The organism is Alkaliphilus serpentinus, assembly GCF_009017255.1.
GTDB classification, from domain to species: domain Bacteria; phylum Bacillota; class Clostridia; order Peptostreptococcales; family Natronincolaceae; genus Alkaliphilus_D; species Alkaliphilus_D serpentinus.
The window spans coordinates 1-13540 of the sequence record NZ_WBZB01000045.1 but is presented as its reverse complement, the minus strand read 5'-3'; the positions used below and the strand labels follow the sequence as shown (position 1 = coordinate 13540).

Here is a 13540-nt window from a genome sequence, read left to right as displayed (position 1 = left end):
CGCATGAAATGCTTTTGTTCTGCTGGTGATTTGCTTTTTTCTTTGTTTACACTTTTTTTCTAATAAAATTTAAGTTATAATTGATAAATGAAAACCGAAGAATAAGTATAAGAAGAGTTTTAAGGAGGATAACCATTGAAAAGAGAAAATCAATATGAGGTAACTTCCCTGGATATACAAAATCAACAGGAATACATAGAAGCTGTAAATCAAATGCAAAAACCCTCTAAAAGGTTTAATATTACCACCTATGGGTGTCAGATGAATGAGCATGATTCAGAAAAACTTGTTGGAATGCTTCAAAAGATGGGCTATACTGAAACCGACAATCGTAAGGATGCAGACTTAGTGATATTTAATACCTGCTGCGTTCGAGAAAATGCAGAGCTAAAGGTTTATGGAAATCTTGGAGCTTTAAAAAATTTAAAGAAGAATAAGCCCGATATGATCTTAGCTGTATGTGGATGTATGATGCAGCAGCCTCAAGTAGTGGAGGAGATTAAAAAAAAGTATCGTCATGTAGACTTGGTATTTGGAACCCACAACCTTCATAAGTTCCCAGAGCTATTGGTTAATTCGATGCAATCCGAAAATATGCTGGTGGATGTATGGGAGGCAGAAGGTGAAATCGTAGAAGGAGTTCCCATTATTAGAAAATATGAATTAAAGACCTTTGTGAATATCATGTTTGGCTGTAATAATTTCTGTACCTATTGTATCGTTCCCTATACCAGAGGACGGGAAAGAAGCAGAGAGGTTGAAGATATTGTAGAAGAGATTAAAGACCTTGCTGCCAATGGAACAAAGGAGATAACCCTCTTAGGTCAAAATGTCAATTCCTATGGAAAAACCCTCGAAGATAAGACCACCTTTGCAAATTTATTAAGAAGACTCAATACGATAGAGGGAATAGAAAGAATCCGATTTATGACCTCTCACCCAAAGGATCTCTCTGAAGATTTAATAGACGCTATGGCTGAGGGGGGAAAGATATGCCAGCATATTCATCTACCCTATCAGGCTGGAAGCAATAGAATTCTAAAGGCCATGAATAGAGGCTATACCAAAGAAAAATACTTAGAACTGGTAGACAAACTGAAGGCAAAGATCCCTGACGTGGCAATTACCACTGATATTATTGTAGGCTTTCCCGGTGAAACAGAGGAGGACTTTTTAGATACCCTAGATGTGGTGGAAAGGGTGAGATTTGATGCAGCCTTTACCTTCCTTTATTCAGTAAGACAGGGTACACCTGCGGCTGATATGGGAGATCAAATACCCGATGATGTTAAGCACCATCGATTTAATCGTCTGGTGGATACCGTAAATAGAATATGTGGTGAAATTAATGCCAGCTATTTAGATAAAACTGTGGAGGTTTTAGTGGAAGGACCAAGTAAAACCGATGCAACTAGGCTGATGGGAAGAACCCGTCAAAACAAGCTTGTAAACTTCCAAGGGGATGAAACCTATATTGGTCAATTAGTTCAAGTGAAAATAACCGATCCTAAGACCTTCTCATTAAATGGAGAAATAATATAGTCAATTGAAAAACGCCTATCTTCTTCGTCATTTCAAAAAACTAGTGTCCTCACGTATGATAATATACGCTGTGGTACTAGTTTTTCTTATTCTTTAATAGGAAAGTTCTCTTTTTTACCTATTAAATAGAGGATTTTAAGGGTGGCCATCCCCCTTATTAAGGTAAGGAGGGTACAGTGAAGCGTCCTAGGGAACTATCCAGTTCCCTGGAAAACAAAAGCATTTTAACCATAGAGAACTAACGCATGAAATGCTTTTGTTCCTTCAATCTAAACACTTTTCAACAGTCTGTTAATAGCTTATTAATACCAACACCTTTTCATATATTTTTAATTCCTATAAGCATTTATATATACTTTACCATAAGAAACTTTCTTTATAGCTAGTAGCTAGTAGAAAGACATTCTTTTTTTAGACAAATTTTGATATAATGAACCTATGATTTATTTCAACAAGGAGTGGTATATTTGAAGAAGCTAACCCCAATGATGCAGCAATATATGGATATCAAAGCCCAACATAAGGACGCCCTCCTGCTTTTTAGATTGGGAGATTTTTATGAGTTATTCTTCGAGGATGCAAAGGTAGCTGCTCGAGAACTGGAAATTACCTTAACAGGTAGAGATTGTGGACAAGAGGAAAGGGCACCCATGTGTGGAGTACCCCATCACTCAGTTGATAGCTACATAGATCGATTAATTACAAAGGGCTATAAGGTGGCAATATGTGATCAAGTTGAGGATGCAAGTCAAGCTGTCGGAATCGTTAAGAGGGATGTAGTAAGGATAATAACTCCCGGTACATTAATTGATACACAATTATTGGATGAAAAAAGAAACAATTATTTATTGTCCTTATATGGATCTTCTGGGGGATGGGGAATTTCCTACGTGGATATATCCACTGGAGAGCTTTATACAACCGAAATTCTTGGAATCGATAGCCTTCAAAAGCTTCAGGATGAAATTACTAAAATTCAGCCTAAGGAAGTAATCTATTATATTTCTCCTAGTTTAAGTTGTAGTGATGGGTTAATGGATTTTTTTAAGCAATTTAACTTAACCGTTAGCTTATACAATGAATGGTGCTATGAAGAAGCTTATGGGGTTAAAATCCTTAAAGAACACTTTAAGGTTTTTTCTGTTGAAGCCTTAGGCTTTAAGGCAAATCACCAGGGAATAATTTCAACAGGAGCCTTAATCGATTACCTAATGACAACCCAAAAGCGCTTCTTAAGCCATATTAATAAAATAGAGATATATCAAACCTCAGAGGGTATGGTTTTAGATTATTCCACTAGAACCAATCTTGAGCTTACAGAGACCATCAGAGGGAAAAGCAAGAAAGGCTCCCTCCTTTGGGTATTAGATAAAACATCCACTGCAATGGGGGGACGAATGCTAAGAAGGTGGATTGAAGCTCCCTTACTAAAGGTAGAGGATATTAATAGTAGATTAGAAGCTGTTGAAGTTATGAAGGATGACCTTCTATTAAGGAAGGAAATAAAAAATCATCTAAGAAGGGTATATGACTTAGAGCGTTTAGCAGCTAAAGTATCCTTTGGCTCTGCAAATCCTAGAGATCTAATCGCCCTTAAGACCTCTTTGCAAGAGATTCCGCTTATTAAGGCCTTAATATCCGATAAAACTGGTTTATTAAAGGAGATTGTCAATAATATAGATATTCTTCAGGATGTCTCAGAGCTAATTGAAGCTTCTATAATAGATGAACCCCCTATATCCTTTAAGGAGGGTGGCATTATTAAATATGGTTATCATCCTGAGGTGGATCAGCTGCAAATAGCCACTAAAGAAGGAAAACAGTGGATTGCCAAGCTGGAGCAGGAGGAAAAGGATAAAACCGGCATTAAATCTTTAAAGGTTGGGTTTAATAAGGTATTTGGATATTATATTGAAGTTACCAAATCCTATTTAAAGCTGGTTCCTGAATCCTATATAAGAAAACAAACCCTGGCCAACTGTGAACGCTTTATAACTCCAGAGCTTAAAGAGATGGAATCTAAAATTCTTGGAGCAGAAGAAAAAATCGTAGCCCTAGAATATCAACTATTTATCGAAATAAGAAATATAATTGGTGCCGAGGTTGAAAGGATACAGAAAACTGCTACAGCATTAGCAAAGCTTGATGCTTTGTATTCTCTAGGTGAAATTGCAGCAGAAAATAACTATGTTAAGCCTAAGCTAACAAATCAACACTCTATACGAATTGAAGAGGGCAGACATCCAGTAGTTGAGAAGATGCTTAACAATAATCTATTTATTTCAAATAACACCTATATGGATGGTGAAGAATTTCAAATTTCCATTATTACTGGACCCAATATGGCTGGTAAATCCACTTATATGAGACAGGTGGCCTTAATCGTCTTAATGGCCCAAATCGGTTCCTTTATACCTGCAGCCTCAGGTGAAATCGGTGTGGTTGATAGGATTTTTACCAGGGTAGGAGCCAGTGATGATTTAGCCCAGGGACAGAGTACCTTTATGGTGGAAATGAGCGAAATGGCCAACATCTTAAATTCTGCTACTGAGAACAGCCTTCTGATTCTTGACGAAATCGGTAGGGGCACCAGTACCTTTGATGGCTTAAGTATTGCATGGTCAGTGATAGAGCATATAAGTAAGTTTCTCGGGGGTAAAACCCTATTTTCAACCCATTATCACGAACTAACAGAGCTTGAGGGTAAGATTAAAGGGGTTAAAAATTACAGAATATCCGTTCAGGAAGAAGGGGAGGACATTATTTTCCTACGGAAGGTTATTGAGGGAAGTGCTGATAAGAGCTATGGAATTCAGGTGGCCAGGCTAGCTGGTTTACCAGCATCAGTAATTGGAAGGGCCCATGATATATTATTACAGCTGGAGGAAAAGGATATTGCAAAGGTTGAAACCATTAAAGAGGACCTCAAGGCTACAAGGGATGAAGTAGCTGTGAATATAGAAGCCCCTCCTCTACAAATGGATTTAAATAGTTTGTACAATCAGAGTATTATTGAAGATATCAAAAGCATTAATCTGTTAAATACGACTCCAATAGAAGCATTAAACATTCTAGCAGATTTGCAGAAAAAGACAGCCCAATCTTTGGAAGGGAGAAATAAATAATGATTCGTCTATTGGATGATGTGACAATTAATAAAATAGCTGCAGGCGAAGTTGTTGAGGCTCCTTATTCTATTGTAAAGGAACTCATAGAAAATGCCATTGATGCAGAGGCTAAATCCATTACCCTTGAAATTAAAGAGGGGGGGAAAAAGCTTATTAGAATTACCGATGATGGCTTGGGTATTCCAGAGGACGAAGTGGAGATGGCTTTTCAAAGACACGCAACATCAAAAATCAATTCTTTAGAGGATCTATCCAATACTCTATCCTTGGGCTTTAGAGGAGAAGCTTTAGCCAGTATTGCTGCCGTTTCACAAATAGAAATGATTACTAGACCCAAGACTCAAAGTGTAGGGGTTGCCATTGAGGTGGCTGGTGGTGTAATTACCAATAAAAAATCTATTGGTTGTCCTTCAGGTACTACCATAATGGTAAAGAATTTATTTTATAATACTCCAGCCAGGCTCAAGTTTTTAAAGAGTATTCAAGGTGAAACGGGAAAAATATCTGAAATTATAACAAGATTAGCCCTAAGCAGGCCAGATATTTCCTTTAAGTATATTAACAATAATAATATTATGTTTACAACCCCAGGTAACAATGATTTATCACAGGTGATTTTATCAGTGTTTCAGCAGGATTGGTTTAAAAGCATGCTGAAGGTAGATGAAGCTGATGATGATATTAAAGTCTATGGATATATAGGTCAACCCAATCTTTACAGGGGAAATAGAAGCTATGAGATTGTTTTTGTAAATGGAAGATTTATTAAAAGCAAACTGATTTACCATACATTAGAAAGACTTTATAGGGATAGAATACCCATTAATAAGTTTCCAGTTTGTGTGTTAAATATCAATATCGAACCCACATATATCGATGTAAATGTACATCCTTCGAAAACAGAGATAAAATTCCATGACGAAGAAGCAATATCAAATTATTTAACGATCACTTTGGATAAGTGGTTATCTAAAAGGGTGACCATTGCAAAGCTGGAAGGAATTTCAAACATTCAAGATACAGAGTCACAGCATAGTCCAAAGGAAGTTAACAACAATACTTTCATTAAGGAGGAAAAGGGAAGCTACTTTAAAGAGACCACCATTATGACACCTCCTTTAGTAGAAAAAAAGAAGGATATCCTAACTGATGAAATACAAAAGGCCTTTAAAGAGCTACAGGCAAAGACTGAAGCCCCTTTAAAGAAAGGGGATGTTTCTTATGAAGAGAAGGAAAGTCTTCAGGAGAACTTCATTTCAAGTTTGTTAGATGGTTATAAAATCATTGGTCAGCTATTTCAATCTTATATTTTAATCGAAAAGGGCGATGGACTCTATTTAATGGATCAGCATGCTGCCCACGAAAGGCTAACCTATAATAGGCTAATAAAGGAGTTTAAGAATAATGAGGTTATTTCTCAGCAACTGATGGAACCCTTTGTCTTGAGTTTAAGCAGCGAGGATTATGGAATTATTGGCGAGAAGCTTCATATATTTAAAGGATTAGGGTTTGAAATTGAAAATTTTGGTCAAAATACCCTTATCATAAGAAGCGTGCCCTTATTAATGGGGGTACCAAGGGATTTTGATTTTATATTTGAGTTAATTGATCAAAATAATGATAGGGATAAAAATTATTTTGAAGAGGAATTGATAAAAAAAGCCTGTAAGGAGTCAGTAAAAGGAATGGATAGGTTATCCGATAGTGAAATTCATAGCTTGTTAAAGGATTTAAGCCAGTTGAAGCCACCTTTAACATGCCCCCATGGTAGACCTATTCTACTGATGCTTTCAAAGCATGATATAGAAAAGCACTTCAAAAGAATCCAATAAAGGAGGTTTTCTCTTGAAGGATAAGGTGTTGATGATTGTAGGGCCTACAGCAGTAGGTAAAACAGATACAGCAATCTATTTAGCAAAAAAATATAATGGAGAAATCATCTCTGCAGACTCAATGCAGATCTATAGGTATATGAATATTGGTACAGCAAAGCCAACCCCTGTAGAAATGGAGGGTATACCCCATCATCTATTAGACATCGTTGAGCCCGATGAAGAATTTTCAGTAGCAGAGTTTCAACAAATGGCTAAGGAGAAAATCAAAGAAATCTTGGCAAAAGGTAAATTGCCCATCGTGGCTGGTGGAACCGGTTTATATATCAATTCACTTTTATATGATATGGACTTTACCAGTACAATTTCCAATTGGAAGCTGAGAAATCAATTGGAGGAAGAAGCTCAAGTAAAGGGAAATCAATATATACATGATAAGCTAAAGGAAATAGACCCTGCAGCTGCCGATAGAATTCATCCCAATAATGTTAAAAGGGTAATTAGAGCCCTTGAGGTGAATTACGAGGGTGGCGAAAATATCGGTAATTTCAGTGAAGATATTCCCAAAAGTGAAGATTATAACTATCTAATCATTGGTCTCACCCGTGATCGGGAGGAGCTTTACCAACAGATTAATAAAAGGGTAGAAATCATGGTGGAGGAGGGTCTCCTAGAGGAAGTAGAAGACCTCCTTGCAATGGGATATTCTGAAGATTTGGTAGCCTTTAAAGGTTTAGGGTATAAAGAGTTTTTTGAGTATTTTAGAGGAGAACAAAGCCTAGAGGAGGCAATAGAAATTCTTAAAAGAGATACTCGGCGATATGGTAAAAGACAATTAACCTGGTTTAAGAGATATCAGAACATTCATTGGTTTAACCTTACTGATTATTCCTCAAAGGAAAAATTATTTCTTGATATTACAAAAGTGTTAGAAGGACATTTATTAAAAATATAGAATTATAGTTTTATTACATAAAAAATAGGGAGGGATAACATGAAAAATAATGTGAATCTACAGGATTTATTTTTAAATCAAGTTCGAAAAGATGGTGTTCAAATAACCATTTATTTAGTTAATGGTTTCCAATTAAAGGGTTATGTTAAGGGTTTTGATAACTACACCATTGTTCTTGATTCCGACGGGAAGCAGCAGCTGATTTATAAGCATGCAGTTTCAACAATTTTTCCAGCAACAACCGTTAATTTAACACAATCCTTGAATACAAAATAAACTTATGATAACTACACATAAATAAACCGTCTTTTTAAAGGCGGTTTTGCACATTTTTTGGATCTGATGAATATGATAATATAGCTTCTTTTTTGAGGTGATAATAATGAACCTAGATTTTATGAACAGCCAATCCTATTATGTTAACTCCTTTAAGGAGGGAAAAATATCTACCAATGAGGTCTTTGACAAGATATTCTTAAGTGGTAAAAGAAGAAAGTTACAAAATAATGCAGTTGATGAAGTCATCTTATCTAATTCGATAGCAGAGCTTAACAGTCTTATTGGTTTAAACAACGTTAAGACACTGGTTGATGAGCTTTTAGCATACTCCGATATACAAAGGAAAAGAAGAGAAAATGGTCTTAATACAGAACCAATGGCATTACATATGGTTTTTAAGGGCAATCCTGGAACAGGAAAAACCACCATTGCAAGGCTTTTAGGAAGAATTTTTAAAGGGAAGGGGTTATTAGAAACAGGTCATTTGGTGGAGATTGAAAGGGCAGATTTAGTAGGGGAATATATTGGCCACACTGCTCAAAAGGCTCGAGATCAGATAAAAAAAGCCCTAGGTGGGATTTTATTTATAGATGAGGCTTATTCGCTAGCCCGGGGTGGAGAAAAGGATTTTGGGAAGGAAGCCATAGATGCTCTTGTAAAGGGGATGGAGGATCATAAGGATAATTTAATATTAATATTAGCAGGCTATAAGGATGAAATGGATTCTTTTATAAAAACCAATCCCGGCTTAAAATCAAGATTTCCCATTCATATGATATTCGATGATTATAGCTTAGAAGACCTATTGGAGATAGCAGAATTAATGCTAGAAAAAAGGCAATACAAAATCTCCCTTTCTGGAAGGGCTAAGCTGAGTCAGATATTGGCATCCAAAAGAGCTAGGGATGGCATTCACTCTGGAAATGCCCGCTTGGTTCGAAATTTAATTGAGTCCTCCATAAGGAAGCAGGCAGTTAGGCTTAAGACAAATAAAGGGGATCATACCATAGAAGATCTTATGATGCTCACAAGGGAGGATTTTATAGAATATTAAACAAGAACCTCAATTCAAGGATTGAGGTTTCAGACTGTTGAAAAGCTATCATATTCTTTGTTGCTGCAGAAAGTCAGCATTCTTACGTATTTCTGTATACGCTGCAACCGCTGGCTTTCTTTGCGCCTCGACTCTAAAAGCTTTTGAATAGTCTGGATTTGTTGAATGTTATGGTGTAATTCTTTAGATATTTTAGGCATATGCTTTAGCAATAACCTTTGAGGAAACAGGGTGGTGTGAAGATGAAAAAATGTATTTTAATTGGTAAATCCAATGTTGGAAAAACCTCATTTTTTGTTTCCTTTGTAGAGTACTTAGGAATTAAACGGTTGAATATCTTGTTTAAAGGTCCTCAAGGAGGTTTTCAATATCGAAGCTATACTACAGAAATGGCCAAAAGTCTTTTAATAAGTGAATCCCCCTTTAAGACTAAGGAAATATGTGAAATCGGAATTTCGGTTCCTGTTTATAAAGGGAATAAGGTTTTTCAACTGCAAGACACCAGTGGTATTGTAGATGGAATGTGTCGTGATGATGAGGTGAGAAAATCTATGGTACTTACCTTTAAAACCCTAGAGGAGGCAGGCATCATTCTTCATATGATTGATACTTCTAGGATTTTTAGAAGGGGTGAAAGTACCATTGGCCCCATTGATGATCAAATAAATCTTTATGGCACTAATAGAGGAAGCTACTGTATCTTAGCCAGTAAAACTGATTTGGAGGATGGAGAAAAGGGATATGAACTACTAAGAAAAAAATACTGTAACTCATTGGTTATTCCTGTTTCAACATTTAACCAAAGAGGATATAAAGAGGTGATGGAGTTTGTGGTTAGAAATCTTTAGAAGATATTTAGCTATGTTCCTAATAGGCAATATCATTAAGTGGCTAGATGATGAGGTTGATGGAGATCACTCCGGTTATGAATTTTTCAAGGGTGGCAAATACCCATATTCACTTTTGTTTTTAGCCTTAGCATTATTATTAGATCTCTATTATTCCTATAGTCTCTTCACAGCTGCTTATATGATAGGAATGTTTCATATTCCATTACAAAGACTCCCCTTTGGCTTAAAATCCTATCAAGAGATGATTCTACTAGTTATTATTAGTCTTACTCTAGTACCTTGGAGAATATTTTTTCATTCAATTATATTAATAACTACTATTCAGCTAATGGATGACCTATATGATTATAGCTACGACTTCAGAATGGGCTTTCAAAACTATGCCATCACCTTTGGAAGGGGAGAGGTTTTAATAGCCACATTACTATTAATGGTTATGGCTTTTATGATATCCTGGATGAATACAATCATTATTCTGCAAATGGCAATTTTCATAAATCACTTGTATTGCCACCGATAGGAGGGGTATAATGCTATATGGATATATAATTATTTTATCTCTATTTACTTTATTATTAGGGTATGGAATAGGAAGACGGATTGGGTTAAAGGAAGGTTATAAAAAGGCAACGGTGGAGCTTCCATTTATTCTAAAGGAAAAGCTTTATGAAAACAATATCTGCCCTATATGCAATAGAAGGGAAATAGATCATTAGGAGGAAACCCATGAAAACTACAAAAGAGATCCTTGAGGATTTTTTCGGTCTAAGCAAAGAGGTTATAGCTGCTTCTGAAAAAATTGAAGCTGAATTACAGGAGAAGTTTACATACTTAAATGACATAAAGGAATTTAATCAATATAAGGTTCTAAAAGCCATGCAGGAAGCAAGATTGAGTGATCAGCACTTCCAATGGACCACGGGTTATGGTTATAATGACTTGGGGAGAGACAAGCTAGAAGAAGTATATTCTAAGGTTTTCGGCGGTGAAGATGCCATTGTCCGGCCAGTAATCGTAAATGGTACCCACGCCTTAACCCTATGTCTTACAGGATTATTAAAGGCTGGAGACGAAATGGTGGCTGTAACAGGGAAGCCCTACGACACCCTTGATGAGGTGATTGGCATAAGGGGAGATTATCCAGTAAGCTTAATCAAAAATGGGGTTCAATATCAGCAACTGGAATTTTTAGCAGATGGGTACATGGATTTTGAGGGAATTAAAAATACAGTTAAGAAATCTACTACCCTGGTATATCTTCAGAGATCTACTGGATATTCTTTTAGAAATGCTGTTGATATGGCCACCATAAGAAGAGTAGTGGATCTGGTAAAATCGATAAATCCTAACATCATCGTAATGATTGATAATTGCTATGGTGAATTTTTAGAGTGTAAAGAACCAACGGAGGTTGGAGCAGATCTTATTGCTGGTTCCCTTATAAAGAATCCCGGGGGAGGCTTGGCTCTAACGGGTGGCTATATAGTAGGTAGAAGGGACCTAATAGAATTAATATCCTATCGGATGACATCACCGGGAATAGGAAAGGAATGTGGCTTGACCTTTGGCCTATCTAGATCCTTTTTTCAAGGACTGTTTATGGCTCCTCAAGTAGTATGTGAAGCACTAAAGAGTGCAATTTTCTGTGGAAAGCTCTTTAAAGCAGAAGGCTATAGCATCAAGCCTGATGTAGAAGATATGAGAAGCGACATTATTCAAGCCATTGAGCTTGGATCTGAAGAAAAGGTACTTGCTTTTTGTAAAGGCATTCAAGCTTCAGCTCCCGTGGATTCCTATGTAACACCTGAGGGATGGGATATGCCAGGCTATGATGTCCCCGTCGTTATGGCAGCAGGAGCCTTTGTTCAAGGCTCATCCATCGAGCTGAGCTCTGATGCCCCCATAAAACCTCCTTATAACGTATATTTTCAAGGTGGTTTAACCTATCAGCATGGAAAGCTTGGGGCTATGAAGGCCCTACAGTATGTTAAGGAAGTGGAAAGGAAATGAAGGGAATAGGAATAAGGAATAGGGAATAGGTTAGAATCAATGAAGTGTGAAAAGTTATAAGTTAAAAGTGAAGAGTGAGAAGTTCCCAATAAATCTTAATGATAAAATATCATATATATAAAATTAAAAAAGCTTATATCAAGGAGATTCCCAGATATAAGCTTTTATTATATTCCTTATAGGTTTCTGCTTATCTAAATCTTAAATCTTAAATCTTAAATCTAAATTCTTCATTCTTTATTCTTCACTTGCTTTAGCACTATAGCTTTCTAAATACCCCAATAACCTTCCCTAAAATAGTAGCTTCAGTAACCCTAATTGGTTCCATAGCGCTATTTTCAGGTTGTAGTCTAATATGATCTGACTCTAAATAGAAACGCTTTACAGTTGCTTCGTTATCCAATAGGGCAACTACAATGTCTCCATTTTTAGCAACGGATTGCTGCTTGACAATAACATAATCCTTATTCATAATACCTGCCTCAATCATACTGTCACCTTGGATGGTTAACATAAATAATTTATCGTTAACATTCCCTATGAACTCAAGGGGGACGGGAAAGGTATCTTCAATATTTTCAACAGCTAAAATAGGTAAACCTGCCGTAACCTTACCGATGATGGGAATATTGATCATTTCTTTATTGTGGGTAAAATTCTCATTATCGTTATCCATTAGAATTTCAATTGCTCTAGGCTTTGTGGCATCTCTCCTAATGTATCCTTTATTCTCAAGCTTGGATAGGTGGCCATGGACTGTTGAGGTAGATCTCAATCCGACGGCTTCACAAATCTCCCTTACTGAAGGGGGATAGCCCTTTTCATTTATTTGGCTCTTCATATATTGTAAAATCTGCATTTGTTTATTACTTAAATCATCATACATTGGGGAGCTCCTTTCTAACAGTTAGTATTATATACATTATAGCATAAAAATTGCCAAAACAAAACATTAGTTCGGTAAAATATAAAAATTAATTGAAGATGGAGAATTGAAAATTGAAAGTTGGAAGATGAGTATAAAGAATCAGATAAGAACTTGGTATTTAGACACTAGACATGATAACACTGGCACTAGAATATGACACTATGATCTTTATTTTTACATTATAATTATTTTTTATATCTTAACTTATCGTAAGTGTCTTCGTTTAGAAAAAACATATCACGAATTACATAATCCCCCTCTATGGTAGGTATGAGATTTACCATCAGTGTATCCTTATCAGCATACTTTATGATTATATATCTATCCCAACTACTTTGTACCTTATCTTTTTTCTTCACTTTATTAATAATTTCACTTACTTTATTTTGAGCATCTAAGACAGTTTTATCTTTAAGTTCTTGTTGAAAATCTTCATATTTGAGGTCATTAAATAGTGAAGCTATATTTGTTATTTGTTGTGCTTTTTCACTCATACTTTTGTATTGACTGTAGAAAAATATGTTCAGAAATACTAGAATCACAATAATGATACTCTTAAAGTCGTTTTTACTCACTTTTACACCCCTCCTGTTAATTCTATACTAGATAGTATCAAAGATTTTACTCTAAAACATAAATCATACCAATTCATCGAGCAAATTTATCTACTTGATTTTATAAAAGGTGTTGGCTTTATTTCTGCTGCTACGCTATTGTGCGAAAACTGGTGATTTTTTAGCTTTAAAAAAGTCTAAACAACTTACGCTTATTTTGTTCTTGTCCCTTCTGCAAAAGAATCTGGCAAATTTAAAGGAACCAAAGTCTCCATGTCTAAACGTGGCTCTAGACTTGCTAGAAGCGTACTTTTTACCACACCATAGCTTTAGTTTCTGTTTAGAGCAATTAAAAATGGACCAGCTAACAATCCAGTTCTTAGAAGTTACTATAAAAGAAGAAAGAG

12 protein-coding genes and 1 pseudogene are annotated in these 13540 nt (G+C 36.0%); 11 read left to right on the top strand and 2 right to left on the bottom strand.

From position 1 onward, the window contains the following. Window positions 1–135 precede the first annotated feature (135 nt). From miaB to F8153_RS12635, 10 genes are all read left to right on the top strand, one after another. A complete protein-coding gene (gene miaB / locus F8153_RS12680; protein WP_243136975.1) occupies window positions 136–1542 on the top strand; it encodes a tRNA (N6-isopentenyl adenosine(37)-C2)-methylthiotransferase MiaB in 1407 nt (468 codons plus the stop codon). A 485-nt stretch (window positions 1543–2027) separates the two neighbouring features. Further along, a complete protein-coding gene (gene mutS / locus F8153_RS12675; protein WP_408608762.1) occupies window positions 2028–4667 on the top strand; it encodes a DNA mismatch repair protein MutS in 2640 nt (879 codons plus the stop codon). After that, window positions 4667–6502 (top strand): DNA mismatch repair endonuclease MutL, encoded by a 1836-nt coding sequence (mutL, locus tag F8153_RS12670; RefSeq protein ID WP_151866729.1) that lies wholly within the window; start codon window positions 4667–4669, stop codon window positions 6500–6502. Before mutS ends, mutL begins: the two co-directional genes overlap by 1 nt. A gap of 13 nt (window positions 6503–6515) precedes the next feature. Next, window positions 6516–7457, top strand: coding sequence for a tRNA (adenosine(37)-N6)-dimethylallyltransferase MiaA (gene miaA, locus F8153_RS12665; RefSeq protein ID WP_243136974.1), 942 nt, complete (start codon window positions 6516–6518; stop codon window positions 7455–7457). A 39-nt stretch (window positions 7458–7496) separates the two neighbouring features. Further along, window positions 7497–7733 carry an RNA chaperone Hfq gene (hfq, locus tag F8153_RS12660; protein WP_151866728.1) on the top strand — a complete coding sequence of 79 codons (237 nt, stop codon included), beginning with the start codon at window positions 7497–7499 and terminating at the stop codon, window positions 7731–7733. A 106-nt stretch (window positions 7734–7839) separates the two neighbouring features. Then, a complete protein-coding gene (locus F8153_RS12655) occupies window positions 7840–8790 on the top strand; it encodes an AAA family ATPase (RefSeq protein ID WP_151866727.1) in 951 nt (316 codons plus the stop codon). Between the two features lie 242 nt (window positions 8791–9032). Beyond that, window positions 9033–9638 (top strand): GTPase domain-containing protein, encoded by a 606-nt coding sequence (locus tag F8153_RS12650; protein ID WP_151866726.1) that lies wholly within the window; start codon window positions 9033–9035, stop codon window positions 9636–9638. Beyond that, a complete protein-coding gene (locus F8153_RS12645) occupies window positions 9619–10161 on the top strand; it encodes a hypothetical protein (RefSeq protein ID WP_151866725.1) in 543 nt (180 codons plus the stop codon). Before F8153_RS12650 ends, F8153_RS12645 begins: the two co-directional genes overlap by 20 nt. Window positions 10162–10171: 10 nt before the next feature. Continuing rightward, window positions 10172–10357, top strand: a complete 186-nt coding sequence (locus tag F8153_RS12640; protein WP_151866724.1) for a hypothetical protein — start codon at window positions 10172–10174, stop codon at window positions 10355–10357. 10 nt (window positions 10358–10367) lie between these two features. Further along, the gene (locus F8153_RS12635) at window positions 10368–11651 is read left to right on the top strand and encodes a methionine gamma-lyase family protein (RefSeq protein ID WP_151866723.1); all 1284 of its coding nucleotides are present in this window, start codon (window positions 10368–10370) and stop codon (window positions 11649–11651) included. 259 nt (window positions 11652–11910) lie between these two features. On the opposite strand, the gene lexA is transcribed toward F8153_RS12635, so the two are convergent. Together lexA and F8153_RS12625 are read right to left on the bottom strand one after the other, a co-directional pair. Continuing rightward, window positions 11911–12537: a transcriptional repressor LexA gene (lexA, locus tag F8153_RS12630; protein ID WP_151866722.1), complete on the bottom strand. Its 627-nt coding sequence runs from the start codon at window positions 12535–12537 to the stop codon at window positions 11911–11913. A gap of 227 nt (window positions 12538–12764) precedes the next feature. Next, complete coding sequence (locus F8153_RS12625) at window positions 12765–13154, bottom strand: hypothetical protein (RefSeq protein WP_151866721.1); 390 nt, start codon at window positions 13152–13154, stop codon at window positions 12765–12767. Between the two features lie 201 nt (window positions 13155–13355). Between F8153_RS12625 and F8153_RS16760 the strand changes: the two are divergent. After that, window positions 13356–13460, top strand: a pseudogene (locus F8153_RS16760) (transposase); the annotation flags it as partial. Between the last annotated feature and the right edge of the window lie 80 nt (window positions 13461–13540).